The sequence below is a fragment of the Streptomyces sp. DSM 120436 genome, assembly GCF_055778765.1.
On sequence record NZ_JBSKBS010000001.1, the window covers coordinates 872,370 to 896,835 of the forward strand.

Annotated in this window: 21 protein-coding genes; 11 read left to right on the forward strand and 10 right to left on the reverse strand. The window is 75.0% G+C overall.

The genetic code is table 11. The features are described from left to right. Positions 1-25: 25 nt before the first annotated feature. Entirely contained in the window at positions 26-2,614 is a 2,589-nt protein-coding gene (locus tag ACWH4W_RS03900) for a bifunctional FO biosynthesis protein CofGH (protein ID WP_473074430.1), read from the reverse strand. Between the two features lie 24 nt (positions 2,615-2,638). Then, positions 2,639-3,499, reverse strand: a complete 861-nt coding sequence (locus tag ACWH4W_RS03905; protein ID WP_473074431.1) for an LLM class F420-dependent oxidoreductase — start codon at positions 3,497-3,499, stop codon at positions 2,639-2,641. Positions 3,500-3,721: 222 nt separating this feature from the next. Here ACWH4W_RS03905 and ACWH4W_RS03910 point away from each other — a divergent pair, with 222 nt between their 5' ends. The 4 genes from ACWH4W_RS03910 to afsS all read left to right on the forward strand — a co-directional run bounded on the left by ACWH4W_RS03910 (position 3,722) and on the right by afsS (position 9,123). Beyond that, the gene (locus tag ACWH4W_RS03910; RefSeq protein WP_473074432.1) at positions 3,722-5,233 is read left to right on the forward strand and encodes a CehA/McbA family metallohydrolase; all 1,512 of its coding nucleotides are present in this window, start codon (positions 3,722-3,724) and stop codon (positions 5,231-5,233) included. A gap of 13 nt (positions 5,234-5,246) precedes the next feature. Then, complete coding sequence (locus tag ACWH4W_RS03915) at positions 5,247-5,642, forward strand: nitroreductase/quinone reductase family protein (RefSeq protein WP_473074433.1); 396 nt, start codon at positions 5,247-5,249, stop codon at positions 5,640-5,642. A 125-nt stretch (positions 5,643-5,767) separates the two neighbouring features. Further along, a complete protein-coding gene (gene afsR, locus ACWH4W_RS03920) occupies positions 5,768-8,725 on the forward strand; it encodes an SARP-family global regulator AfsR (RefSeq protein ID WP_473074434.1) in 2,958 nt (985 codons plus the stop codon). Between the two features lie 209 nt (positions 8,726-8,934). Then, positions 8,935-9,123, forward strand: coding sequence for a regulatory protein AfsS (gene afsS, locus ACWH4W_RS03925; RefSeq protein ID WP_473074435.1), 189 nt, complete (start codon positions 8,935-8,937; stop codon positions 9,121-9,123). A 133-nt stretch (positions 9,124-9,256) separates the two neighbouring features. Here afsS and ACWH4W_RS03930 read toward each other — a convergent pair whose 3' ends face one another. The 3 genes from ACWH4W_RS03930 to kbpA form a co-directional block, all read right to left on the reverse strand. Continuing rightward, positions 9,257-9,802, reverse strand: a complete 546-nt coding sequence (locus tag ACWH4W_RS03930) for a hypothetical protein (RefSeq protein WP_473074436.1) — start codon at positions 9,800-9,802, stop codon at positions 9,257-9,259. A gap of 186 nt (positions 9,803-9,988) precedes the next feature. Beyond that, complete coding sequence (afsK, locus tag ACWH4W_RS03935; protein WP_473074437.1) at positions 9,989-12,355, reverse strand: protein serine/threonine kinase AfsK; 2,367 nt, start codon at positions 12,353-12,355, stop codon at positions 9,989-9,991. Positions 12,356-12,577: 222 nt separating this feature from the next. Then, positions 12,578-13,300, reverse strand: coding sequence for an AfsK-binding protein KbpA (kbpA, locus tag ACWH4W_RS03940; protein WP_473074438.1), 723 nt, complete (start codon positions 13,298-13,300; stop codon positions 12,578-12,580). Positions 13,301-13,434: 134 nt separating this feature from the next. On the opposite strand from kbpA, the gene ACWH4W_RS03945 reads away from it, so the two are divergent. From ACWH4W_RS03945 to ACWH4W_RS03955, 3 genes are all read left to right on the forward strand, one after another. Beyond that, on the forward strand, positions 13,435-14,070 hold the full coding sequence (locus tag ACWH4W_RS03945) for a TetR family transcriptional regulator (protein WP_473077409.1): 636 nt from the start codon (positions 13,435-13,437) through the stop codon (positions 14,068-14,070). A gap of 223 nt (positions 14,071-14,293) precedes the next feature. Then, positions 14,294-14,719 (forward strand): pyridoxamine 5'-phosphate oxidase family protein, encoded by a 426-nt coding sequence (locus ACWH4W_RS03950; RefSeq protein ID WP_473074439.1) that lies wholly within the window; start codon positions 14,294-14,296, stop codon positions 14,717-14,719. 37 nt (positions 14,720-14,756) lie between these two features. Beyond that, positions 14,757-15,422, forward strand: coding sequence for a pyridoxine/pyridoxamine 5'-phosphate oxidase (locus ACWH4W_RS03955; protein WP_473074440.1), 666 nt, complete (start codon positions 14,757-14,759; stop codon positions 15,420-15,422). A 67-nt stretch (positions 15,423-15,489) separates the two neighbouring features. On the opposite strand, the gene ACWH4W_RS03960 is transcribed toward ACWH4W_RS03955, so the two are convergent. Continuing rightward, entirely contained in the window at positions 15,490-16,092 is a 603-nt protein-coding gene (locus tag ACWH4W_RS03960; RefSeq protein ID WP_473074441.1) for a GNAT family N-acetyltransferase, read from the reverse strand. A 106-nt stretch (positions 16,093-16,198) separates the two neighbouring features. On the opposite strand from ACWH4W_RS03960, the gene ACWH4W_RS03965 reads away from it, so the two are divergent. Then, complete coding sequence (locus ACWH4W_RS03965) at positions 16,199-17,398, forward strand: flavin-containing monooxygenase (protein WP_473074442.1); 1,200 nt, start codon at positions 16,199-16,201, stop codon at positions 17,396-17,398. A gap of 40 nt (positions 17,399-17,438) precedes the next feature. Here the strand turns inward: ACWH4W_RS03965 and ACWH4W_RS03970 are convergent, their stop codons facing one another. Then, the gene (locus tag ACWH4W_RS03970; RefSeq protein WP_473074443.1) at positions 17,439-18,764 is read right to left on the reverse strand and encodes an MFS transporter; all 1,326 of its coding nucleotides are present in this window, start codon (positions 18,762-18,764) and stop codon (positions 17,439-17,441) included. Between the two features lie 71 nt (positions 18,765-18,835). Here ACWH4W_RS03970 and ACWH4W_RS03975 point away from each other — a divergent pair, with 71 nt between their 5' ends. Then, the gene (locus ACWH4W_RS03975; protein WP_473074444.1) at positions 18,836-19,873 is read left to right on the forward strand and encodes a GlxA family transcriptional regulator; all 1,038 of its coding nucleotides are present in this window, start codon (positions 18,836-18,838) and stop codon (positions 19,871-19,873) included. Between the two features lie 426 nt (positions 19,874-20,299). On the opposite strand, the gene ACWH4W_RS03980 is transcribed toward ACWH4W_RS03975, so the two are convergent. The 3 genes from ACWH4W_RS03980 to ACWH4W_RS03990 all read right to left on the reverse strand — a co-directional run bounded on the left by ACWH4W_RS03980 (position 20,300) and on the right by ACWH4W_RS03990 (position 22,316). Beyond that, the gene (locus ACWH4W_RS03980) at positions 20,300-20,767 is read right to left on the reverse strand and encodes an ATP-binding protein (protein ID WP_473077410.1); all 468 of its coding nucleotides are present in this window, start codon (positions 20,765-20,767) and stop codon (positions 20,300-20,302) included. Positions 20,768-21,250: 483 nt separating this feature from the next. After that, positions 21,251-21,763, reverse strand: coding sequence for an EF-hand domain-containing protein (locus ACWH4W_RS03985; RefSeq protein WP_473074445.1), 513 nt, complete (start codon positions 21,761-21,763; stop codon positions 21,251-21,253). Positions 21,764-21,935: 172 nt separating this feature from the next. Next, entirely contained in the window at positions 21,936-22,316 is a 381-nt protein-coding gene (locus ACWH4W_RS03990; RefSeq protein ID WP_473074446.1) for an STAS domain-containing protein, read from the reverse strand. 360 nt (positions 22,317-22,676) lie between these two features. Here ACWH4W_RS03990 and ACWH4W_RS03995 point away from each other — a divergent pair, with 360 nt between their 5' ends. Together ACWH4W_RS03995 and ACWH4W_RS04000 are read left to right on the forward strand one after the other, a co-directional pair. Further along, positions 22,677-23,258 (forward strand): sigma-70 family RNA polymerase sigma factor, encoded by a 582-nt coding sequence (locus ACWH4W_RS03995; RefSeq protein ID WP_473074447.1) that lies wholly within the window; start codon positions 22,677-22,679, stop codon positions 23,256-23,258. Then, on the forward strand, positions 23,255-24,427 hold the full coding sequence (locus ACWH4W_RS04000; RefSeq protein WP_473074448.1) for a zf-HC2 domain-containing protein: 1,173 nt from the start codon (positions 23,255-23,257) through the stop codon (positions 24,425-24,427). The genes ACWH4W_RS03995 and ACWH4W_RS04000 overlap by 4 nt, the downstream gene beginning before the upstream one ends. Positions 24,428-24,466 lie beyond the last annotated feature (39 nt).

The window sequence follows — 24,466 nt, forward strand, 5'->3', positions numbered from 1 at the left end:
TGCGAGCGGGGGCCGGGTCCGGGTCTCAGTCGAGCACGGGCAGCAGCTCCGGCAGATGCCCGTCCGACGCCTCCGCCGCGCGGCGGCGCTCCTCGGGCACCTCGCCGTACAGGGTCGTGCGCGGTTTCGCCGGGCGGCCGGCCGCCTCCGCGACCGCGATCAGGTCCTTGACCGACTTGTAGGAGCCGTAGGAGGAGCCCGCCATGCGGGAGATGGTCTCCTCCATCAGCGTCCCGCCGAGGTCGTTCGCGCCGGAGCGCAGCATCTCCGCCGCACCCTCCGCGCCCAGCTTGACCCAGCTCGTCTGGATGTTGGGGATCCACGGGTGGAGCAGGAGGCGGGCCATCGCCGTCACCGCGCGGTTGTCGCGGACCGTCGGGCCGGGGCGGGCGATGCCGGCCAGGTAGACGGGGGCGTTGGTGTGCACGAAGGGCAGCGTCACGAACTCGGTGAAGCCGCCGGTCCGCTGCTGGATCCCGGCCAGGGTGCGCAGGTGGCCGAGCCAGTGGCGGGGCTGGTCGACGTGGCCGTACATCATCGTGGAGCTCGACCGGATGCCCAGGTCGTGCGCCGTCTCGACGACCTCGATCCACGTCGCCGCCGGCAGCTTGCCCTTGGTGAGGATCCAGCGGACCTCGTCGTCGAGGATCTCCGCCGCCGTGCCCGGGATGGTGTCCAGCCCGGCCTCCTTCGCCGCCGTCAGCCACTCGCGGATCGACAGGCCGGTGCGGGTCGCGCCGTTCACCACCTCCATCGGGGAGAAGGCGTGCACGTGCATGCCGGGGACGCGCTCCTTCACGGCCCGCGCGATGTCGAAGTAGGCGGTGCCGGGCAGGTCGGGATGGATGCCGCCCTGCATGCACACCTCCACCGCGCCGACGTCCCACGCCTGTTGGGCGCGGTCGGCCACCTGGTCCAGCGACAGCGTGTACGCGTCGGCGTCGGTGCGGCGCTGGGCGAAGGCGCAGAAGCGGCAGCCGGTGTAGCAGACGTTGGTGAAGTTGATGTTGCGGGTGACGATGTACGTCACGTCGTCGCCGACCGCCGACCTGCGCACGTCGTCCGCGATCCGGCACAGGGCGTCCAGCGCGGGCCCGTCGGCGTGCAGCAGGGCCAGCGCCTCGGCGTCCGTGAGCTTCGTCGGGTCGTCGGCGGCCGTGCGCAGCGCCTCGCGCACGTCGGTGTCGATCCGCTCCGGGACCATGCCGGGGGCGGCGGCCTCGCGCAGGGCGTCCCAGTCGCCGTACACCTCGTCGAAGTCGGCGCGGCGGTCGCCCGTGCGCCCCTCGGTGTCGACGGTGCGGTGCAGGTCGGTGCGGCCGGACGCGGTGAACGCCTCGTCCGGCTCCTGCCACGGCAGCCCCCGGGGCAGGGCGTCCGGGCGGGCGAGTCCCGTCTCCGGATCGGCGAGCGCGGCGACGTGCGGGCGCAGCCGCGGGTCCAGCCAGGGCTCGCCGCGCCGCACGAACTCCGGGTAGACGCAGAGGCGTTCGCGCAGCTCGAAGCCGGCCGCGCGGGACTGTTCGGCCAGTTCCTCGATCTGCGGCCAGGGGCGCTCGGGGTTGACGTGGTCGATGGTGAGCGGGGAGATTCCGCCCCAGTCGTCGATGCCGGCGGCGATCAGCCGCCCGTACTCGGTGTCGACCAGGTTCGGCGGGGCCTGGAGGCAGGCGGTGGGGCCGAGGACGAGGCGGGCGACGGCGACCGCGGCGACCAGTTCGTCCAGTTCCGCGTCCGGCATGCCGCGCATCGCGGTGTCCGGCTTGGCGCGGAAGTTCTGGATGATCAGTTCCTGGATGCCGTGGTGGGCGCGGGCGACCTTGCGCAGCGCGAACAGCGACTCGGCGCGCTCCTCGTAGGTCTCGCCGATGCCGATGAGGATGCCGGAGGTGAAGGGCACGGAGGAGCGGCCGGCGTCCTCCAGGACCCGCAGCCGCACGGCCGGTTCCTTGTCCGGGGAGCCGTGGTGGGGGCCGCCGGGCTCGGACCACAGGCGGGTCGCGGTGGTCTCCAGCATCATGCCCATGGAGGGGGCGACCGGCTTGAGGCGCTGGAAGTCGGTCCAGGACAGCACGCCCGGGTTGAGGTGCGGGAGGAGGCCGGTCTCCTCCAGGATGCGGATCGAGATGGCGCGGACGTAAGCGATCGTGTCGTCGTAGCCGTGCGCGTCGAGCCATTCGCGGGCCTCGGGCCAGCGGTCCTCGGGCTTGTCGCCGAGGGTGATGAGGGCTTCCTTGCAGCCGAGCGCGGCGCCCTTGCGGGCGATGTCCAGCACCTCGTCCGGCGACATGAACATCCCGTGCCCGGCCCGGCGCAGCTTGCCGGGCACGGTGACGAACGTGCAGTAGTGGCACTTGTCCCGGCACAGCCGCGTCAGCGGGACGAAGACGCTCCGGGAGTACGTGATGACGCCGGGCCGTCCCGCCGCCTCCAGGCCCGCGTCGCGGACCCGGGCGGCCGAGGCGGAGAGGTCTTCCAGGTGGTCGCCGCGGGCCTGGAGCAGGACCGCGGCCTCGGAGACGTCCAGGGAGACGCCGTCGCGGGCGCGCCTGAGCGCGCGGCGCAGGGAGTTCTCGGTCGGGCCGCCGGTTCCGGTGGTCGCGGAAGTCGTCATGCTGTGAGCATACGTTCGGCGTGGTTAGGACCCCTGCCCGTCCAGGAACGGCTGGAGGGCGTCCAGCGCGCCCAGCACCTCCGTCTCCCCCGCCGCCGGCAGCTGCGCCACGACCTCCTCCACGCCCAGCTCCGCGAAGTGCTCCAGCTTCCCCGCGCTGGGCCGGACCGCGTACGGCACGACCTGGAGGGCGGCCGGGTCGCGGCCGGCGTCGGCCCAGGCGGCGCGCAGCGCCGGCAGCGCCCGGGTCAGGCCGCGCCCGCCGATCGGCAGCCAGCCGTCGGCGTACGCGCAGACGTCGGCGAACAGCTTCGGGCCCGCCGCCCCGCCGAGAAGCGTGCGCGGGCCGGTCACCGGTCCGCGCGGCTTCCGCACCGGCTTGGGGTACGCGACGCTCGCCCGGACGCTGCCGAACTCACCCTGGTAGGCGGTCGGTTCGTCGGCCCACAGGGCGCGCATCAGGCCGATCCGGTCCCGGACCAGCGCCCGCCGGGTGCGCCACTCCACCCCGTGGTCGGCGGCCTCCTCCACGTTCCACCCGAAGCCGACGCCCAGCGTGAACCGGCCTCCGGAGAGGTGGTCCAGGGTCGCGATCTGCTTGGCCAGGTCGATCGGGTCGTGCTGCGCGGCGAGCGTGATGCCGGTGCCGAGCCCGAGCCGCTCGGTGACGGCCGCGGCCTGTCCGAGCGCGACGAAGGGGTCGAGGGTGCGGCCGTACTCGCGGGGCAGTTCGCCGCCCGCCGGGTAGGGGCTGGTGCGCTCGACGGGGATGTGCGTGTGCTCGGGCAGGTACAGCCCGGCGAAGCCCCGCCGTTCCAGCTCCCGGGCCAGCCGGACCGGGGTGATCGTCTCGTCGGTGAGGAAGATCGTGACGGCGATGCGCATGGACGGCCTTTCGTACGCGGGACGACGTCCCATGCATACCCGCCCGCCCCCCTCCTGTCCATACCGACCGGTCGGCATTCATCCCGCCGCTCCCCCGCCACCCGCCCCGAAATCCGTCGATTCCCTTCCCTTCCACGGCAGTTCACTGCTCAATACGAAGGTTGCACCGCACCATCCCTGCATCACCCAGCCCTGTCCTCACCGACACCCGGGAGCAGCAGCATGTGCGAGGAGCACCAGACCGGCATCGGGCGGCGCACCGTCTTCCTGACGGGCGCCGCCGCCGCGCTTACGTCGGGGAGCGTGAGCTTCGCCTCCGCGGCCGAGGGCGGCCGCACCCGGACCAGGACGGTGCGCGGCACCCTGGAGCCCGGCGCACCCGACTTCGTGTACGTCCCCGTCGAAGTGCCGCACGGCGTGAGGGAGATCAAGGTCGCCTACGCCTACGACCGACCCCAGGTCCCGGCCGGCACCGCGGGCAACGCCCTGGACATCGGCGTCTTCGACGAGCGCGGCACCGGACTCGGCGGCGAGGGCTTCCGGGGCTGGTCCGGCGGTGCCCGCACCGAGTTCTTCCTGCGCGCCGACGACGCCACCCCCGGCTACCTCCCCGGCCCGGTCCGCGCGGGCACCTGGCACATCGCGCTGGGTCCGTACACGATCGCCCCGCAGGGCCTGTCGTACGAGATCACCGTGACGCTGACGTTCGGCGAGCCCGGCCGGACGTCCCGGCCGGTGTACCCGCCGGAGCGGGCGAGGGGACGGGGGCGGGCCTGGTACCGGGGCGACTGCCACCTGCACTCCTGGCACTCCGACGGCCGCCGCACCCCCGGGGAGATCGCCGCGCTCGCCCGCGCGGCCGGGCTGGACTTCGTCAACTCCAGCGAGCACAACACCCATTCCGCGCACGCCCACTGGGCGGAGGCGGCCGGCGACGACCTGCTGGTGCTGCTCGGCGAGGAGGTCACCACCCGCAACGGGCACGTGGTGGCGCTCGGCACCGACCCCGGCACCTTCGTCGACTGGCGCTACCGGGCCCGCGACAACCGCTTCGGACGGTTCGCCCGGCAGATCCGCCGCGCGGGCGGCCTGGTCGTGCCCGCCCATCCGCACGCCACCTGCATCGGGTGCAACTGGAAGTTCGGCTTCGGCGAGGCGGACGCGGTCGAGGTGTGGAACGGCCCCTGGACGCCCGACGACGAGGTGGCGCTGGCCGACTGGGACAGCATGCTGGTCACGTCCGTGCGGGACGGCCGTGACTGGATTCCGGCCATGGGCAGCAGCGACGCCCACCGCGACCCGGACGTGGTCGGCCTGCCGCAGACCGTCGTCCTCGCCGACGACCTCAGCCGCCGCGCGATCCAGGACGGCATCCGCGCCGGCCGCTGCTACGTCGCCGAGTCCGCGCGGGTCTCCCTGGCCTTCTCCGCGTCCGGCCCGCGCGGCGAACACGCCGGGATCGGTGAGCGGCTGCGGGTCCCGGACGACGCCCCGGTGACCGTCCGCCTCGAGGTCACCGGCGCCCCCGGCCGCACCGTCCGGCTCGTCACCGACCAGGGCGTGCTGCACACCTCCGCGCCGCTGCCGGCGAGCGGGAAGGGCGTCGTCGAGTGGCGGACCACGCCGTCGTACGCCGCGTACGTGCGCGCGGAGGTGCGGCACGGGGCCCCGGCCGGGCCGCTGCCCGGAAGCTTGGCCGCTTTCACCAACCCCGTCTTCCTCGGCCGCCGGTAGGCTCGGCGCCACGATGACTTCTCGCGCCGAACGCAAGTACCGCGTCGCCACGGCCTTCCAGCGCCGCGTGGGGAACCCGCTGCTGCGCCGGATGCCGTTCCAGACCCTGCTGGAGACCACCGGCCGCGTCTCCGGCCTGCCCCGCACCACGCCGGTGGGCGGGCGCCGGGTCGGCGACGCCTTCTGGCTGGTGTCGGAGTTCGGCGAACGCTCGCAGTACGTGCGGAACATCAAGGCGGACCCCCGGGTGCGGGTGCGCGTCCGGGGCCGCTGGCACACGGGCACCGCCCGTCTGCTGCCCGAGGACGACCCCGTCGCCCGGCTGCGCACCCTCCCCCGCTTCAACAGCGCCGCCGTGCGGGTGATCGGGGCGGATCTGCTCACGGTCCGGGTGGATCTGGACGGGTGAGGTCGCACACGTGGGGAGTCCGTGGCGGCCCTCCGGTCCCCGTGTGATCGGCGTCTCGCACGGCTGACTCCTGCGTCAGGAGAAGGCAAACTGGCGTAGTTGCTCGGAATGCATAGGGGGACTGCATGGACGGTGTGCCGCGGGGACCCGAGCAGCGGGGTCCCGGCTCCCCGACGGAGCCGGTGGCGCTGCGGTTCGGTGTGCTGGGTCCGGTGCGCGCCTGGCGTGACGGCCTACCGGTCGCCACCGGCAGTCCACAGCAACGCGCCCTGCTGGCCGCCCTGTTGCTGCGCGAGGGCCGCACCGCCACGGCCGCCGAGCTGATCGACGCCCTGTGGGGCGGGGAACCGCCCTCCCAGGCGCTCGCCGCGGTGCGCACGTACGCGTCCCGGCTGCGGAAGGTGCTGGACCCCGGCGTCCTGGTCAGCGAGTCCGGCGGCTACGCCGTGCGCGGGCTCGGCGAGGGCGCGCTGGACCTCGCGGCCGCCCAGGAGCTGGCCGCGGAGGCGGAGAAGGCCCGCAACACCGGCGACCTGTGCCGCGCCCGCGACCTGCTCAGCCAGGCGCTGGCGCTGTGGGACGGCGAGTCGCTGGCCGGGGTGCCCGGCCCGTACGCCGACGCGCAGCGCGTCCGCCTGGAGGAGTGGCGGCTGCAACTGCTGGAGACGCGGCTGGACATGGACCTGGAGCAGGGCTGCCACGCGGAGGCCGTCTCCGAGCTGACCGCGCTGACCGCCGCGCATCCGCTGCGGGAGCGGCTGCGCGAGCTGCTGATGCTGGCGCTGTACCGCAGCGGCCGCCAGGCGGAGGCGCTCGCCGTGTACGCCGACACCCGCCGGCTGCTCGCCGACGAGCTGGGCGTCGACCCGCGCCCGGACCTGAGCGAGCTGCAGCAGCGCATCCTGGAGGCCGACCCGGCCCTCGTGGAACCGCCCGCCCGGCTGCCCCACCCGGACCCCGCGCCGGTGCGCCCGGCACAGCTCCCGGCGACCGTGCCGGACTTCACCGGCCGTGCGGCCTTCGTACGGGAGCTGGGCGATGTCCTGGCGTCGGCCTCCGGCGACGAGGCGCGGGTGATGGCGGTGTCCGCCGTCGCCGGCATCGGCGGCGTCGGCAAGACCACCCTCGCCGTGCACGTGGCGCACGCCGCCCGCGACGCCTTCCCCGACGGCCAGCTCTACGTCGACCTCCAGGGCGCCGGAGCGCGCGCCGCGGAGCCGGAGACGGTTCTCGGCTCCTTCCTGCGCGCCCTCGGCACGGCCGACTCGGCGATCCCTGACTCCCTGGAGGAGCGGGCGGCGCTGTACCGCTCGGTGCTGGACGGCCGCCGGGTGCTGGTGCTGCTGGACAACGCGCGCGACGCGGCGCAGGTACGGCCGCTGCTGCCGGGCACGGCGGGCTGCGCGGCCCTGGTGACGTCCCGCGTGCGGATGGTGGACCTGGCCGGGGCACATCTGGTCGACCTGGACGTGATGGCGCCGGAGGAGGCGCTGGCGCTCTTCACGAAGATCGTCGGTGAGGAGCGGGTGCGCTCCGAGCGGGAGGCCGCCCTGGACGTGGTGGCCGCCTGCGGCTTCCTGCCGCTGGCCATCCGCATCGCCGCCTCCCGGCTGGCCGCCCGCCGCACCTGGACGGTCCCCTTCCTGGCGGCGAAGCTCGCCGACGAACGCCGTCGGCTGGACGAGCTCCAGGCGGGCGACCTGGCGGTCGCGGCCACCTTCGAACTGGGCTACGGCGCGCTGGAGGCGGCGCAGGCGCGTGCGTTCCGGCTCCTGGGCCTGGCCGACGGCCCCGACATCTCGCTGGCCGCCGCGGCCGCCCTGCTGGACCTGCCGACGGCTGAGACGGAGGACCTGCTGGAGTCCCTCGTCGACACGTCCCTCCTGGAGTCCGCGGGCCCCGGCCGCTACCGCTTCCACGATCTGCTGCGGCTCTACGCGCGTGCATGCGCCGAACGCGACGAACAGCCGCCCGCCGAGCGGGAGGCCGCCCGGTCGCGGCTGCTGGACTACTACCTGGCGACGGCGGTGCGGGTGTACGGCATCGAGCGGCCGGGCGACCGGACCGTGGCGCACCTGGAGAAGGGCCGTGCCGCGGGCGAGGAGTTCAGCGGCGCGGCGAAGGCGCTGGACTGGCTGCACAGCGAGGCCGGGCCGCTGCTGGCGTGCGTGCAGCAGTCGCTGGGCGCGTCCATGGTGCGCCGGGCCGTGGACCTGCTGGTCGCGGCCATCGACCTCGCGGAGTCCGGGGTGGACTCCCGCCAGTACCGCAAGACCGCGCGGGCCGCGTGCGAGGCGGCGGCCGCCCTCGGGGACGCGCGCGCCGAGGTGCGGGCCCGGGTCACCGTCGCCCAGGTGTTCAGCCAGGCGGGCCGGTTCGAGGCCGCCGACGAGGAGGCGAGGCGCGCGGACGCGCTGCTGCGGGACGCGGACGACCCGTGGGCGAACGGCACCGCCCCGAACCAGCTCGGCATCATCGCCCTGTGCACCGCGCGGTACGCGGAGGCCGAAGGCTGCTTCCTGCGCGCGATCGACGCCTTCCGCGCCGACGGCAACCGGCCCGGCGAGGCCAGCGCCGTCTGCAACCTTTCCCGCACCCTCGCCTCGATGGGCCGCAGCGGCGAGGCCGTCGAACTCGCCCAGCGGGGCGTCGAGATCTACGACGAGCTGGGGATGTCCATGCGGCTGGCGAACGCCCGCTACGCCTCCGGCATCGTGCTCAGCCAGGCGGGACGGTCCTCGGAGGCGCTCGCCCAGCTCGACGAGGCGCTGTGCATCTTCGCGGAGAACCGGCAGTCGCTGTGGGAGGGCACCACCCACTACCGCATCGCCGAGGTGCACCTGCGGGCCGGCCGCCCGGCGCGGGCCGCCCGCCACGCCGAACAGGCCCTGGCGACGGGCTGCATCGGCGGCGACTGGATGCGGGCCAACGCCCTCACCGTGCTCGGCCGGGCGCTGGACACCCTCGGCCAGGGCGACCGGGCGCGCGCCTGCTGGCGCGAGGCGCTGACCCTGTACGAGGAGACGGGCTCCGCCGAGGCCGTCCAGGTGCGCCACCTGCTCGCCCGGCTGTCGGCGGCCTGACGGCGGCCCCCGCGGCGGCGTTCATCGAACGTTTATGGCGGGCTGCCACCCTCATGGGACGGATGCGTCGCGTCGGGGGGCAGGCGGATCCGAGGGGCTCATCTCCACGGTGGGACCCGCTGGAACGGCCGCTCGGCGGCTTCGGGGGAGCCGCCGAGCGTGCCGTTCGACCGCACGGCCCAGTCCACCTGTTGGGGGTAGCACACGTCATGAGCGACGCCACGAACGAGCCGGAGTTCACCACGCAGGACCAGCACGCGCCGGCCCCGCCGGGCAAGGACGGCCCTGAGGTCACCACGCTGGACCAGCACGCGCCCGCCCCGCCGAGCATCGGCGAGGTCACCACGCTGGACCAGCACGCGCCGGCCCCGCCCGCCCTGGACCGGGACGGCCGGTAGGTCTCCGCACGGGGACCGGCCCCGGCGGCGCGGAGGGGCAGCCGCCGCGGCCGGGACGTGCAGAGGGTCCGGTCGCGGTGTCGTACGACACCGCGACCGGACCCTTTCGTGTCGTCGCCCCCGGGCGCCCGGGTCAGGACGCCGGGGCGGAGGGGTCCAGGTCGCACGCGTCGATCAGCGGGACGCTCTCCGCGTCGTCCACCGGGACCCTGGCCGGCGTGGTCCCGCCCGCCGGGACGGCGACCTCCTCGGTCCGGCTGACGAGTTCGTCGCCGGCGGTGTCCTTGAAGACGACCGTGACCGAGAAGGTGCCGTCCACCGTGTCGGTGTTGGTGACCTCGACGGTGGCGTAGGGCGTCTCCTCGGACGCGCAGCCGACCAGCCTCACCGTGGCGTCCTCCGGGGACGCCGACGCCTCCGGGCTGCCGGACCCGCCGCTGCTGCCGTAGTCGTCGTAGCCGCCGCCGTTGTAGTCGTCGTCATCGTCGTCGTCGCGGTGCGAGCCGCCGCCCGAGCCCGACGCGTCGTGGTTCTGGCTGGAACTGCTGCAGCCGCCGCCCCCGCCGTCGCCGTCCCCGCTGCCGCCTCCGTGCCCGCGGCCGGTGGAGAAACCGGTGAGGGCGAGGACGACGAGCGCCGAGACGGCGGTGAGCTTGAGTGTCTTCCCCCGAGAAGTCATGCCTCTCAGGCTAGCGATCTCCGTGTCACGGGCATGTCACCGCCTGGCGACCGTCCCGCACGCGGTGCGGCGTCGGCCCCGAGGGCGGCGGACACCGCCGCTCCCCGCCGCGGCGGCCGCCGTCCGGGCCCCTTCCGCGCAGCCGGCGCGACGGCCGTCCCGCGGTGACGCGGGGGACGGCACGGCTCACGCGGTCCGTGCCGTGCCCGTCCCCTTCTCCGCGTCCAGCGCGTACACACAGCGGTCCTTGCTGCACGCGTACACCACGCCGTCCCGCACCACCGGCGAGCCGGTGATCTCCCCGCCGGTGGCGAGCTTCCAGCGCAGGCGCCCGTCGTCGGCCTTCAGCGTGTACAGCAGGTGGTCGCTGGAGCCGAAGTGGATGCGGCCCTCGGCGACCGCGGGGGAGCCGACGATCTCGCCGCCGGACTGGAAGCGCCACTTGGGCGTGCCGGTGACCGCGTCCAGCGTGTAGAGGCCCTTGCCGCTGCCCACGTGGACGTGGCCGGCGGCGACCAGCACCGGCTCGACCGAGGAGCGGGCCTCGGTGGCGATGCGCCAGCGGTCGCGGCCGTCGGTGGCGTCCAGGGCGTAGACCGTGCCGAGGTAGTCGGCGAGGTACACCCCGCCGCCGGTGACCGCGGGGCCGGGCACGAAGGCGGGCGGGCACAGGAAGACCGCCGGGGCCTCGAAGTGCCAGCGGACGTGCCCGGAGGCCGCCTCCAGGGCGACCACCCGGGTGCCGGCGCAGACGTAGACGTAGCCGTCGGGCGCGGAGGTGAGGCGGACCGGGACGCCGCCGCAGGAGGCCGCGTCGCCGATCGGGTACGCCCAGCGCTCCTCGCCGGTGCGGGCGTCCAGGGCGCGCAGCCGGGCGTCCTGCCAGACGTAGGCGGTGCCGTCGAGGAGGGCGGGTCCCGCCTCCGGGGACTCGAAGTCGGTCTGGCAGCCGGTCACCTCCCACAGCTTCTGCCCGGTGGACGCCTCCCAGCCCTGTACGCCGCCGCCGCGGGTGCCGGTGAGGACGGTGCCGCGGTCGGCCTTGAGGGAGTACACCCAGGCGTCCGTGTTCAGCCGCCACAGGTCGCCGCCCCCGCGGGCGTCGAGCGCGTAGAGGGTGGGGCCGTCGGAGGCGTGGACGCGGCCGTCGGCGACCGCCATCGACCAGGCGACGTCCCGCGTCTTGAAGCGGCGCCGGCCGGTGGCCACGTCCAGGGCGTGCACCTCGAAGGAGGTGACGTACACCAGGTCGCCGGCCACGGCGGGCGTGCCCCACACGTCGTTGGACATGCGGAACCGCCACGGACGCCAGCCGCCGGGCTGCTCCGGCGGGGCGGCGGGCGCCGGGGGCGCGGGCGCGGCGGCGGGCTCGGCGCCGTTGACGTCGGGGCGGGACTTCGTCCAGGTCGCGGCCAGGGCGGCGGTGGGCGGGGGCGCCTGCACGGCGGCCGTGCGCGTGTCGGCGACGCGCGGGCCGGGGCCGATGGGCACCGCGGCGCCCGCCAGCCGGACGGGCCCGGTGCCGGGCGCGCCCACGGGGGCCGGCCGCGGCGGGGGCGGCGGCACGACCGGGTCGTGCGGCGGCGGGGGCGGCACGGGGGGACGCGCGCCGGCGCCGCCCCCGCTGCGACCGCCGCTCTGCGGCGGCTTGGCGGGCCGGCCGCCGCGGCGCGCCTCGATCAGGCTGACCGCCCGCTCGGGCAGCCACGCCGACGCCGTGCCGCTGTCGTCGGAGCCGGAGCCGAACAGGTGCGGGGCGAGCTGCGCCTGGAGGTCGGCGGGGTTGGGCCGGGCCGTGGGGTCCGTCTGCATGCACGACTCGATGAGCGGCCGCAGCTCGTCCGGCAGGCCCTCGAGGTCCGGGCCCTCGCGCAGCAGCATGAAGACCGTCTCGACGGGGTTGGCGCCGTGGAACGGGGGGTGTCCGGTGGCGGCGAAGACCAGCATGGAGCCGAGGGAGAAGACGTCGCTCGCGCCGGTGACGCTGCGGGAGTCCTTGGCCTGCTCCGGGGACATGTAGGCGGGGGTGCCGACGGCGACGTTGGTCATCGTGAGCCGGGTGTTGGACACACCGGAGGCGATGCCGAAGTCGATCACGCGGGGGCCGTCCTCGACGACCAGCACGTTGGAGGGCTTGAGGTCGCGGTGGACCAGGCCCGCGCCGTGGATCGACTGGAGCGCCTCGGCGACGCCCGCGGCGAGCCAGCGCACGGCCTGCGCGGGCAGCGGCCCGCACTCGTTCACTATCTCCTCGAGCGAGGGGGCGGGGACGTACGCGGTGGCCAGCCACGGCACGGCGGCGCGCGGGTCGGCGTCCACGACGGCCGCCGTGTAGAAGCCGGAGACGGCGCGGGCCGCCTCCACCTCGCGCGTGAAGCGGACCCGGAAGAGCTGGTCCTCGGCCAGCTCGGTCCGGACCGTCTTGATCGCCACCCGCCGGCCGGACGCCGAGCGCGCGAGATAGACCAGCCCCATGCCGCCGGCTCCCAGCCGTCCCAGCACCTCGAACGGCCCGATACGCCGCGGATCGTGCTGCGTCAGCTGATCCACCACTTGCCTGCCACCTCCCCGTACGCGTCACGCCACCACCTGTGCGCGACCGTAGTGCAGCGTCTCACCACCGCACCGCCGTGGCGGCACGCACCCCGATTCTTCCTGTCCGGGCCCCCTGGTGCGAACCGGCCGACAAATCGGGTGTCCAGGTTGACATATGACGTGATCGGACGGCCGGACGGTGCACGGGAGACGGACCGCGACGGCGCACCGAGCGTACGGTCAGGGGCGCAGCAGCGCGAAGGACGCCCCCTGGTCGTCGGTGACGACGGCCGCCGTCCCGTACGAGGTCGCGAAGGGCGGCACCTGTGTCCGGCCGCCGAGCCGGGTCACCTTCTCCAGGGCGGGCTCCAGCTCCCGCACCGCGAAGTGGACGAGGAGGTGCGGCGGCATCTCGGGGGCGAAGACCTCGGAGACCGGCGCGCGTCCGAAGTCGGGGTCGGCGTCCGCGCCGAACAGGGCCTCGTGGAAGAGGCCGCCGTAGAAGGCGTTGGCCGTCTCCGTGTCCCGTGCGTAGAGCTGGACCCAGGCGAAGGCGCCCGGCTCGTGCCGGCGTCCGAAGCCGGCCGCGGTCCCGGACTCCCACAGCGAGAACACCGCGCCCTCGGGGTCGGTGACGAGCGCGGTGCGGCCGAGGTCGCCGAACGGCGCCGGGGGTGCGACCACCTGTCCGCCGGCCGCCCGGATCCGCGCGCAGAGCGCGTCGGCGTCCGGGGTGAAGAAGGACACCGTCCACACCGTCGGCAGCCGCCCGTCCGTCTTGTGCGCGAGGGAGGCGACGGGCTCCCCGTCCTTCAGCGCCCGGACCGTCCCGGTGGGCCGGCCCTCGAAGGTCCAGCCGAACAGCTCACCGTAGAACCGCTTGCCCGCCTCCAGATCGGGCAGTTGCGCGTCCACCCAGCACGGGGTGCCCTCCGTGTACTCCGATGCCCTGTTTTCGGCCATGCCGACAACGTAACCGTGCCGCCCGCACGTCGCCGACCAGGCACACCAGGGTCACGGAGTCCTCGCACCCCATTTGCAGTCGGCCGAATCGCGCTCCCTCACCCCGTCGGTAAGCTGACGGCATGACAGGACAAGTGCGTACCGTCGACGGCCGTGTGGCCGGCCGGCGCGGGCAGGAGACCCGGCAGAAGCTGCTCGACTGCCTCAGCGAGATGCTCAGCTCGTCCCCGTACCGGGATGTCAAGGTCATCGACGTCGCCCGCCGCGCAGGGACCTCGCCGGCCACCTTCTACCAGTACTTCCCGGACGTCGAGGGCGCCGTCCTGGAGCTCGCCGAGACCATGGCCGCGGAGAGCGGCTCCCTGGGCGAGCTGGTCGAGGGCCGCTCCTGGAGCGGGCGGGCCGGCTGGCAGACGGCGCAGGAACTGGTCGAGGGCTTCCTGGAGTTCTGGCGGCGCAACGACGCGATCCTGCGCGTGGTGGACCTGGGCGCCGCCGAAGGGGATAAACGTTTCTTCAAGATCCGTCTGAAGGTCCTCAGCGCGGTGGAGACCTCGCTCGCCGGGTCCGTCTCCGAGCTCCAGGCGAAGGGGCGGATCGACAAGGACGTCAGCCCCGGCGCGGTCGCCGGGTCCCTGGTCGCCATGCTGGCGGCCGTGGCCTCGCACCAGAAGGGTTTCTCCTCGCGGGGCGTCAAGCAGGCCGAGATCAAGCCGAACCTGGCGCTGCTGGTGCACCTGGGGGTCACCGGGCGCAAGCCCACCAAGTAGCCGCGCCCGCGGCCCGCTCCCCGCACGCGACCTCGCCGTTTCCTGTCATCCGGGCGGCGGTTCACTCCGGTGGACCGCCGCCTGTCGCGTCCCGCGGGCCGTCCGGTTCCGATGGTCGGGGCGCGACGCACGGAACACGTCCCCGCCCGGCCGGCGTTGCACCGCCCGGCCGCAGGCCGCCCGGGCGCACGCCCCGACCGCAGACGCCGCTGGAGGAACCGCCATGGCCCTGACCCGTGAAGAGCGCGAACAGTTCCTGTCCGAACCGCGCGTGGCCGCGTTCGCGGTGGACGCGGGCGAGGGCCGCGCCCCGCTGACCGTGCCGATCTGGTACCAGTACGCGCCCGGCGAGGACGTGTGGATCCTCACCGGCCTGCACTCCCGCAAGAACCGGCTGCTGAAGGCGGCGGGGCGCTTCTCCCTCCTGGTGGAGCGCGCCGAGCCGACCCTCCGCTACGTCTCCGTCGAGGGCCCGGTCGTCGACACCTCCCCCGCGACGGTCGAGAGACTGCGGGAGGTCTCCGCGCGCTACCTGCCGGCCGAGAAGGTCGAGGGGTACGTCGACTTCGCGTGGAAGAACCACGGCGAGCAGGTCGTCGTACGGATGCGTCCGGAACGGTGGGTGTCGTCCGACCTCGGGTCCGTCTGAGGCGGCCGCCGGGCCTCCGGGGACCGACAATCGCCCCATGGAACCCGACCTCCACGCACTGCTGCGGTCCCTGCGGGTGTGGGACCCGGCCGTCACCGACCTGCGTCCCTTCGATCCGGAGCAAGCCCCCGCCGAGCCGCTGCCGCTGTTCGCGCGGTGGCTGGCGCAGGCCGCGGCGGCCGGCCAGCCCGAGCCGCACACCATGTCCCTGGCGACGGCGGACGCGGCGGGCCTGCCGGACGTACGGATCGTGATGCTGCACGGCGCGGACGAGGACGGCTGGTCGTTCGCCACGCACGCGCACAGCCGCAAGGGCGGGCACCTCGCGGCCCGCCCGTACGCGGCCCTCGTCTTCTACTGGCCGGTCCTGGGCCGCCAGGTCCGGGTGCGGGGCCCCGTGTCGGTCGCCCCGCCCGAGGAGGCGCGGGCGGACCTGCGCGCCCGCTCCACCGGCGCCCTGGCCGCGGCCCTGACCGGCCGCCAGAGCGCGGTGCTCCCCTCCCCGGAGGAGCTCACCCGCGCCTCCGAAGCCGCCTGGGACCGGGCCCGCCGGGCCCCGGACACCCCGGCCCCCTCCTGGACCCTCTACCGCCTCGCCCCGGACGAGACGGAGTTCTTCCAGGGCGACCCCCACCGCCGCCACGTCCGCCTGCGGTATCGCCGCGGGGCGGAGGGCTGGGTCAGGGAACTGCTCTGGCCGTGAGCGGGGCGGGGGTCCCGGGACCGGGGCGGTCGGCCGCCCCGGTGCGCCGGCGCGCGGCCCGGCCGCCTCACGGACCCGGCGGAACCGCGTCCGTGGCGAGGCGGGCGTGGAGGTGGGCGTCCCGGTAGGCGTCGTGGCGGCCGGTGGCGAGCATCGCGCCGCGGAGTGTGCCCTCCGGGAGGAAGCCGCAGCGTTCCGCGACGCGGCAGGAGACCGTGTGGCCGACGGCGTGTTCCAGTTCCAGGCGGTGCAGGCCGCCTTCGGTCAGCGCCCACTCAGCGGCGAGCAGCAGCGCGCGGGTGGCCACGCCCCGGCCGCGCGCCTCGGGCAGCACCCAGTAGCCGACGCGGCCGCAGCGCAGCACCGGGCGGATCTCGGTGACGCCGATGTGGCCCAGCGCCGTACCGCTGTCCGCGTCGGCGACGTGGAAGGAGACGCCAGCGCCGGCCGCGGTCTGCGCGGCGCGGGCGCGCAGCGACTCACGGGCGCCGGCGAGGTCGGCGACCGGGCGGAGCGGGGTGTTCCAGCGCCGGAACTCCGGGTCGGTGATGCCGCGCAGCCAGGTCTCGGCGTCGGCGGCGGACTCCGGGTCCCAGGGACGCAGGGACAGGCCGTGGCCGTGGAGTCCGGACGGCGGGCGGAGCCGGGCGCGGGGGTGCGAAGGGACCATGAGGGCATTCAAACCCGCGATCGCGGTGAAATCATGTGATCATTCCGCAACCAATTCCGGTCTTGACCGAGACCCATCAAGCACCTGCCGGATTACGCTCGCGGTCATGGCCGACTCCACCACGTCCGCGCAGCCCACCGCGCCCCACCGGGCGGACCGCCCCGTCCACGTCATCGGCGGCGGCCCCGGCGGACTGTCCGTCGCGTACGCCCTGCGCGCCCGCGGGGTGCGGGCCGTCGTCCTGGAGCGCTCCGAGCGGGTCGGCGACTCCTGGCGCCGCCACTACGACCGGCTGCACCTGCACACCACCCGGCGGCGGTCGGCGCTGCCCGGCCTGCCGATGCCCCGCCGCTTCGGACGCTGGCCGTCCCGCGACGACGTGGTCCGCTACCTGGAGAAGTACGCCGAGCACCACCGGCTGGAGATCGTCACCGGTGTCGAGGTGTCCCGCGTCGAGCGCACCCCCGACGGCACCGGCTGGCTGCTGCGCGCCACCGGCGGACGCGAGCTGACCGGCGCGGCGGTCGTCGTCGCCACCGGCTTCAACCACACCCCGCGCGTCCCCGACTGGCCCGGCCGGGACACCTACGGCGGGGAGTTCCTGCACGCGTCGCAGTACCGCGACGCCGAGCCGTTCGCGGGACGGGACGTGCTGGTGGTGGGGGCCGGCAACACGGGCGCCGAGATCGCCGTGGACCTGGTGGAGGGCGGCGCCTCCCGGGTGCGGCTGGCGGTGCGCACCCCGCCGCACATCGTGCGCCGCTCGACCGCGGGCTGGCCCGCGCAGTACTCCGGGATCCTGGTGCGCCGGCTGCCGGTGGGCCTGGTCGACCGGATCAGCCGGCTCCAGGCGCGGATCGCGCTGCCGGACCTGTCCGGGCACGGCCTGCCCCGCCCGAAGGCCGGGCTCTACTCCCGCGTCCTGGAGGGCGCCATCCCGGTGCAGGACGTCGGTCTGGTCGACGCCGTGCGCAAGGGCAGGGTGGAGGTGGTCGCCGCCGTGCGGGGCTTCGAGGGCGACGAGGTGCTGCTGGCCGACGGCGAGCGCGTCGCCCCGGACGCGGTGATCGCGGCCACGGGCTACGCACGCGGTCTGGAGGGCCTGGTCGGCGGCCTCGGCGTGCTGGACGACCGGGGCAGGCCCGTGGTCCACGGCGCCCGCACCCCGGCCGGCGCCCCGGACCTGTACTTCACCGGCTTCACCAACCCGATCAGCGGCAACCTCAGGGAGATGGCCCTGGACGCCCGGCGCATAGCCCGGGAGATCGCCCGCAGCGGCAAGGCGTCCCGGCTGCCGGGCGCCTGACCCCACGGACGCACCGCCCCCGGACCGTGGGCGGTGCGGTTCAGTCCACCGCCTCCACGGCCACCGCGTCCGGACGGTCCGCCGGCCGCTCGCGGATCACCAGCGCCAGCAGCGCCGCCGCCGCGCACAGCGCCCCCGACCCGAGCCAGACCACGTCGTACGTGCCGAACGCGTCCCGCGCGAGACCGCCGACGAAGGCGACCACGGCCGCGCCCACCTGGTGGGACGCCAGGACCCAGCCGAACACGACGGGGCTGTCGTCGCCGTAGTGCTCCCGGCACAGCGCGAGCGTGGGCGGCACGGTGGCGACCCAGTCGAGGCCGTAGAAGACGATGAACAGCAGCATCGGCGGGTGCACCGAGGGCGCGAGCAGCAGGGGCAGGAAGAGCAGGGAGACGCCCCGCAGCGCGTAGTAGACGGCGAGCAGCCGGCGCGCGTCGAAGCGGTCGGTGAACCAGCCGGACGCCACCGTGCCGACCACGTCGAAGACGCCGATGACGGCCAGCAGGGACGCGGCGGTGGTGAGGGGCATGCCGTGGTCGTGCGAGGCGGGCACGAAGTGGGTCTGGATCAGCCCGTTGGTGGAGGCCCCGCAGATCGCGAACGTGCCGGCGAGCAGCCAGAACGGGCCCGTGCGGGCGGCCGAGGCGAGCACCGCCAGCGTGCGCCGGGCGGCTCCGGGCACGGGCGCTGGCCTGGGCACGAACTCCTTCGCCCCGTACGGTTTCTGGCCCACGTCGGCGGGGTGGTCGTGCAGCAGCAGCCAGACGAACGGCACCACCGCGAGCGCGGCGAGCGCCACCGTCACCGCCGCGGGCCGCCAGGAGTACCGGTCGACGATCCATGACAGCAGCGGCAGGAAGATCAGCTGCCCGGAGGCGGACGCGGCGGTGAGGATGCCGCTGACCAGGCCGCGCCGCTCGGTGAACCAGCGGTGGGTGACGGTGGCGGCGAAGGCCAGCGCCATGGAGCCGGAGCCGAGGCCCACCAGCAGGCCCCAGCAGAGCATCAGCTGCCAGACGGCGGTCATCCACACGGTGGTGCCGGACCCCACCGCGATCACGGTCAGGGCGACCGCGACGACCCGGCGGATGCCGTAGCGGTCCATCAGCGCCGCCGCGAACGGGGCGGTGAGGCCGTACAGCGCCAGGTTGACGGAGACCGCGGCGCCGATGGTGCCGCGCGACCAGCCGAACTCGTCGTTCAGCGGGTCGATGAACAGCCCCGGCACGGCGCGGAAGGCGGCGGCGCCGATGATCGTCACGAAGGTGACGGCGGCGACGAACCAGGCCCGATGCACCCGGAGGCGGTTCGGCTTGCGGCCGCTCGCGGGCGGCCCGGCGGCGGTTCTGCTGGTCGTGGTCACGCGGTACAGCTTCGGGGGGCGTGTTCCCTTCAACGAGTGGCCCGAAGGACAGAGTTCGCTAGGATCGGGCCATGCCTCTGGACACGGCCGGGTTCCCGTCCTCCCCCGCCGGTCGCCGACCCCACCGCGTGGTCGTGCTCGCCCTCGACGGGCTGCTGCCGTTCGAGCTGGGCATCCCGCACCGTGTGTTCGGCCGTCCCCGGGACGAGCACGGGCGCCCGCTGTACGAGGTGCTCACCTGCTCGGTCCGGCCGCCCGGCCCGGTCGAGACGGACGCCGACTTCACCGTCCACGTCCCCCACGGTCCACAGGCCCTGGCCGGCGCCGACACCGTGATCGTCCCCGCCTGCCACGAGCGGGGTCCGGTCTTCGAGCGGGGCGAGCTGACGGACGAACTGGCCGACGCCCTCGGCCGCATCCCGCGGACCGCCCGCATCGCCTCCATCTGCACCGGGGTGTACGTCCTCGCCGCCGCCGGCCGGCTCGACGGGCGCCGCGCCACCACCCACTGGGCCGACGCGGAGCGGCTGCAGCGGCTGTTCCCCCGGATCGACGTCGACCCGGACGTGCTGTTCGTGGACGACGGCGACATCCTCACCTCGGCGGGCGTGGCGGCCGGGATCGACCTGTGCCTGCACATGGTGCGGTGCGACCACGGCGCCGCCGTCGCCAACGACGTGGCCCGGCGCACGGTGGTGCCGCCGCACCGCGACGGCGGGCAGGCGCAGTACGTCCAGCGGCCGGTGCCCGACCCGCAGCAGGCGTCCACCAGCGGCGCCCGCGCCTGGGCGCTGGACCGGCTGCACGAGCCGATCCGGCTGCGCGACCTGGCCGAGCGGGAGTCGATGTCGGTGCGCACCTTCACCCGCCGCTTCCGGGAGGAGACCGGGGTCAGTCCGGGGCAGTGGCTGACCCGCCAACGGGTGGAGCGGGCGCGGCACTTGCTGGAGTCGACCGATCTGACCGTGGACCAGGTGGCGCGGGAGGCGGGTTTCGGCACGGCCCAGTCCCTGCGGGCCCGCCTGCAGGCGGCCCTCGGCGTGACACCCACGGCCTACCGCCGCACGTTCCGCGCGGAACGCGGGGAGGCGGCAGCGGCCGGGAGCTGACAGCCGCCCCGAGTCCCGCCGCCGGGCGCCCGCGGCCCGTCCACAGCCTGTGGACGGGTCCTCGGCGGTGCGGCGCCGCTCGCCCCGAGCGCGACAGCCCCGCACCGCCCTTCCTCTCCGGCCCTCCCGCCAGGTCCCCCGCCCCCGGGAGCACGTGCCGGATGACGACCCGCACTCGCCGAGGACTCCCGTCGCGGGCCCTCGCCGTCCCCTCGCGGCGGATCGCTGACGACCAGGGTGATCACCCGGTCACGGCACGTCAACACCGTTCAGCCGGATGGCGGGAGGATCGCGGCAATTGCCCGTTTCGCCGCCTCGGCGCACGGGAGCACGCCCGGCGCACCGGATCACGCGCGGCACCGCACCGCCGTCCCCCCGTGCGCCCGTCCCTCCCCGAAGGCGCGGCAACCGTACGGCGGGTGGCGCTCAGACCGCCTCGTACGTCAGCCCGTCGTAGGTCACGACGCCGCTGTCGCAGGAGGCGCGGGCGGCACCGGACGCCCGGCCGCAGCGGTCGAGTTCGCACCAGATGCGCTTGCCGGCGCCCTCGGTGCTCCAGCCCCAGCGGTCGGCCAGCCCGTCGACGAGGGCGAGTCCGCGTCCGCCGGTCGCCTCGCCGCCCACGCAGCGCGGCACCGGCGCCCGGTCGCTGCGGTCGGCGACCTCCAGGCGGACGGTGACCTCCTCGGCCGCGTCGGCCCCGGGCAGCGAGAGCCTGAGGACGGCCGGACAGCCCGTGTGCACCACGGCGTTGGTGACCAGCTCGGAGACGAGCAGGATCAGCGTCTCGGCCAGCGGTTCGTCGGCCCCTATGCCGGCCCCGGCCAGCCGCGAGCGTGCCCAGCGCCGGGCTCGCCCCACCTCAGCGGGGTCGGGCCGGATCTCCAGCTGCACTTGAAGCACCTGCACCGCTCACACCATCCGAACCGGCGGACACTTGGACTCGCGCCTCACGAGGGCCACGATCCTAGCCATTCTCTGCATGGCCAGAACAACGGCCGGGACAGGGATCACGGACCGTGACTCCCTTGTGGGCCAGCATGGTTGACGTTCCGTCACCTCAACAAGCGCTTCGGGCATATTCCAGCGCGAAGGAGTACCCGTGCGGCATACTGTGCGACGCTCGCCACGGTGAGTCGAACGGAGCGCCGCGAACGGCCCGCTCGCCCCGCGAACGGGCCGCAGGCACGGGCCGGTCGGCCGCCACCCCGGGGGCGGCTCGGCCGCGGCGCGCTCATGACGACTCGCATCCCGCACACGGTACCGGAGCCGCGCTCCGACTCCGGGCCGTGACGGAGGGACGCACCGGGCACGAGTCGGCCCCGACGCTCCGTGATCAGGGAAATGCCACGATCGGCGACACGGACGCGCGGCGTGTCACTCGGGGACGGTGAAGTAGCGGGCGAACGCGGAGACGATCTCCTCCTCGCCGATCCGGCCGTCCCCGTCCGTGTCCAGCTTCGCGGCGGCCTCCTCGGCGAGCTCCCCGTCGACGCCCAGCACCTGGAGCACGCGCACGGTGTCCGCCACGCCGACGGTGCCGTCCTGGGTGGCGCCGGCGACGGCGAGCGCCGCGTGCAGGAAGGGGCGGGCGATCCCGGCGAAGCGTTCCGGGTTGTCCCGCAGCCGCTTGAGCGCGCCGTTCACGAACTCCTCGCGGGTGATGCGCTGGTCGCCGTCCCGGTCGGCGATGCCGGCCATCCCCTGCCAGAACGCCTCGGCCCCGGCGTACAGGGCCTGGCCCCGGTCGGAGCGGGCCGCGGTGCCGGATGCGGCGAGCAGCGCCTTGGCCGCCGCGATGAAGTCCTCGCGGTCGATGTAACCGTTGCCGTCCTGGTCGAAGCCGGCGAAGCGGGCCGCGATCCTGCGCTCGTACTCGCTGGTGACCATGTCTTTTCTCAGGCCGCCTTAGGTCGGAGGGTCGTCTCGCTGGGAGCGTACGTGGTGCGGGGGCGCGGGGGAGCCGGAAGGGGGCGCTTGCACCAGGACCGGGGGAACACCGGGACACACGTGTGACACGCGTCAGGTGCCGCGCGTTCGGGCGGGGTGAGCGGGCGGCGGGTCAGGCCGAGAGGGGGCGGGCGTCCTCGTCGACGGCGGACGGCACGTCCGGGTGGATCTCGAACAGGCGGCGCACCCCGAGCGCGCCGAGCACCTTGTTGACGTGGCTGCCGTCGGCGGCGCCGCGCGCGGGCAGGATCAGCCGCAGCCGGCCCTGGCAGGAGCGCAGCAGCCGGCGGGAGGCTATGAGCACGCCCACCCCGCTGGAGTCGCAGAACCACACCTCGGAGAGATCGAGGACGAGCCGGTGCCGTCCCTCGGCCACGGCGTCGTGCACCCGCTGCCGCAGCACCGGGGACGTCGCCAGGTCCAGCTCGCCGGAGACCCGGAGGACGGCCCATGCGCCGTTCTCCTGGCCGGTCACTGTGAAGGTCACCACCACGCCCCTCGCTCGCCGAACGGAAGCAACGCCTACGCTTCCTTGCTGCGCGGCTGCCCACCGGCCGTTCCCCGAAACGCGGCACCGAAAACGGTTACCGAACAGAGAAGGCCGGTAATAGTCGCAATCGATCCGATTCGATCGGTTCCGATCGCCCCCTGGTGGGCAGACATGAGGCGCACACCGTGCGACCTGCGTGGGCGGCCCTCTACCACGGAAGCTCCCGCGAGGGGCGCACTTTGCCACAAAGGGGCGTGCATGCGCCCCCAGGACGGCTACATTCGTGGCATCGCCGGTCACGCACCGGCCCCGGGAACCGACCATCCCGGGGCCCGGGGGGACGAACAGGGGGTGAGGGGCCGCATGCCCAAAAGGGACGTACCGCCCCGCTGGGACCGCACGATGCAGCAGCGGCTCGCCCGCGGGGAGGCCGCCGCCCTCGGCGAGCTCTACGACCGCTTCGCCTCCCTGGTGCACGGCCTGGCCCACCGCGTCCTCGGCGACGAACACGCGGCCGACACCGTCACCCGCGCCGTCTTCGCCCACGCCTGGCAGCACCCCGACTCCTACGACCCCCGGCAGGGCCCGCTGCGCAGCTGGCTCGCCGCCCTGACCAACCGGCTGGCCGTGCAGCGGCTGCGCACCACCGAGACCGCCGCGCTCGCCCTGGGCGGCCCCGGCACCACCGAGGACCTGGAGCGCAAGGTCCGGCACGCCACAATCGCCGCCCGCGCCGACTACATCGTCCAGTCCATGCCCGCCCCGCTGCGGGCCGCGCTGGAACTGGCCTACTTCCAGCGCCGGGACTACCGCCGGACCGCCGCCGACCTCGGCGTCACCGACGAGGAGGCCCGCCGCCGGCTGCGCCTCGGCCTCCAGTTGCTGGCCACCGCCCACGACACCGGGACGCCGGGCGCGCCGCCCGGGATCGGAGGGGCCGCGTGAACGGACGCCGCCCCGGACCGTACGACGGCCGCGCGCCCCTCGCCCCCGGACCGGACGAGCTGCCCCCGGAGCCGGAGCACCGGGTGCTGAAGTCGCTGCTGGGCGCCTGGGCGCTGGCCGCCTGCGCGCCCGCCGAGGCCCAGGCCGTCGAGGCGCACCTCGGTGTCTGCGGGCCCTGCGCGGACGAGGCGCTGCGGCTGCGCGAGGCGGTCGGCCTGCTCCAGCGCCCCGAGAGCCTCGACCTCGACCCGGCGCTGCGCACCCACGTCCTGGGGACCTGTCTGGAGCGGCGCCCGCCGCGCGTCCCGGTCCCCGAGTGGGCCGCCGCCTACGACGCCGAGACGGCCCGGCTCGACGCGCTGCTCCAGGACTTCGGGAACAACGAGTGGCACGCCCCGGTACGGCTGCGCTGGTACGAGGGCGACGAGGCGAGCAGCCGCCGCACCACCGTCGCCGGGGCCATCGCCCACCTGCTGACCGTCGACGGACTGGTCGCGGTCGCCCTGGGCCTGGAGGACCCGCTCGGCGACGTCCGGCCCGAGCGCCCCACCCCCTCGGACCGCACGGAGGCCTACTGGCGGGCCGCCCGCTTCCCGCCCACCCGGACCGTCCGCGGTCCCTGGCGGGAACAGAGCCACCGGCTGATCCGCACGGTCTCCTTCACCGGCAGCGGCCGCATGCCCGTCCCCTACGGCGACTACGCGCTGCCGCTGCACGACGCCATGCTGGACCGGGCCTTCGAGTGCTGGGTGCACGCGGAGGACATCGCCGAGGCGGTGGACTACCCCTACGACCCGCCCTCCGGACGGCACCTGCACGACATGGTGGACCTCGCGGCCCGGATGCTGCCCCTGGTGCTGGAGCACCGCCGGCACCACGGGCTGGCCGCGCCCGTGGAACGCCGCCTGGTCGCGGCCGGGGAGCCGGGGCGCAGCCTGCGGCTGGAGATCGAGGGGTCCGGCGGCGGGGAGTGGCTGATCCCGCTGGACTCGCCGGCGGCGAAGGGGTCCGCCGAGCACGAGGTGGCTCATGTCGCCCTGGACGGGGCGGAGTTCTGCCGGCTGGCGGCGGGCCATCTGCCACCGCCCGAGGCGGCGGCCGGGCAGGAGGGGGACCGCGAGGCGATCAGGGACGTGCTGCTGGCCGCGGCGAGCATGAGCAGGATGTAGCGCGCCTGCGAGCGGCCCTCGACGGCCCGCTGCCGCCGA

What these genes read in the sequence shown, in the direction of transcription:
- ACWH4W_RS03900 (WP_473074430.1), bottom strand. Translation starts at nt 2,614, where the DNA reads ATGACGACTTCCGCGACCACCGGAACCGGCGGCCCGACCGAGAACTCC.
- ACWH4W_RS03905 (WP_473074431.1), bottom strand. Translation starts at nt 3,499, where the DNA reads ATGCGCATCGCCGTCACGATCTTCCTCACCGACGAGACGATCACCCCG.
- ACWH4W_RS03910 (WP_473074432.1), top strand. Translation starts at nt 3,722, where the DNA reads ATGTGCGAGGAGCACCAGACCGGCATCGGGCGGCGCACCGTCTTCCTG.
- ACWH4W_RS03915 (WP_473074433.1), top strand. Translation starts at nt 5,247, where the DNA reads ATGACTTCTCGCGCCGAACGCAAGTACCGCGTCGCCACGGCCTTCCAG.
- afsR (WP_473074434.1), top strand. Translation starts at nt 5,768, where the DNA reads ATGGACGGTGTGCCGCGGGGACCCGAGCAGCGGGGTCCCGGCTCCCCG.
- afsS (WP_473074435.1), top strand. Translation starts at nt 8,935, where the DNA reads ATGAGCGACGCCACGAACGAGCCGGAGTTCACCACGCAGGACCAGCAC.
- ACWH4W_RS03930 (WP_473074436.1), bottom strand. Translation starts at nt 9,802, where the DNA reads ATGACTTCTCGGGGGAAGACACTCAAGCTCACCGCCGTCTCGGCGCTC.
- kbpA (WP_473074438.1), bottom strand. Translation starts at nt 13,300, where the DNA reads ATGGCCGAAAACAGGGCATCGGAGTACACGGAGGGCACCCCGTGCTGG.
- ACWH4W_RS03950 (WP_473074439.1), top strand. Translation starts at nt 14,294, where the DNA reads ATGGCCCTGACCCGTGAAGAGCGCGAACAGTTCCTGTCCGAACCGCGC.
- ACWH4W_RS03955 (WP_473074440.1), top strand. Translation starts at nt 14,757, where the DNA reads ATGGAACCCGACCTCCACGCACTGCTGCGGTCCCTGCGGGTGTGGGAC.
- ACWH4W_RS03960 (WP_473074441.1), bottom strand. Translation starts at nt 16,092, where the DNA reads ATGGTCCCTTCGCACCCCCGCGCCCGGCTCCGCCCGCCGTCCGGACTC.
- ACWH4W_RS03965 (WP_473074442.1), top strand. Translation starts at nt 16,199, where the DNA reads ATGGCCGACTCCACCACGTCCGCGCAGCCCACCGCGCCCCACCGGGCG.
- ACWH4W_RS03975 (WP_473074444.1), top strand. Translation starts at nt 18,836, where the DNA reads ATGCCTCTGGACACGGCCGGGTTCCCGTCCTCCCCCGCCGGTCGCCGA.
- ACWH4W_RS03985 (WP_473074445.1), bottom strand. Translation starts at nt 21,763, where the DNA reads ATGGTCACCAGCGAGTACGAGCGCAGGATCGCGGCCCGCTTCGCCGGC.
- ACWH4W_RS03995 (WP_473074447.1), top strand. Translation starts at nt 22,677, where the DNA reads ATGCCCAAAAGGGACGTACCGCCCCGCTGGGACCGCACGATGCAGCAG.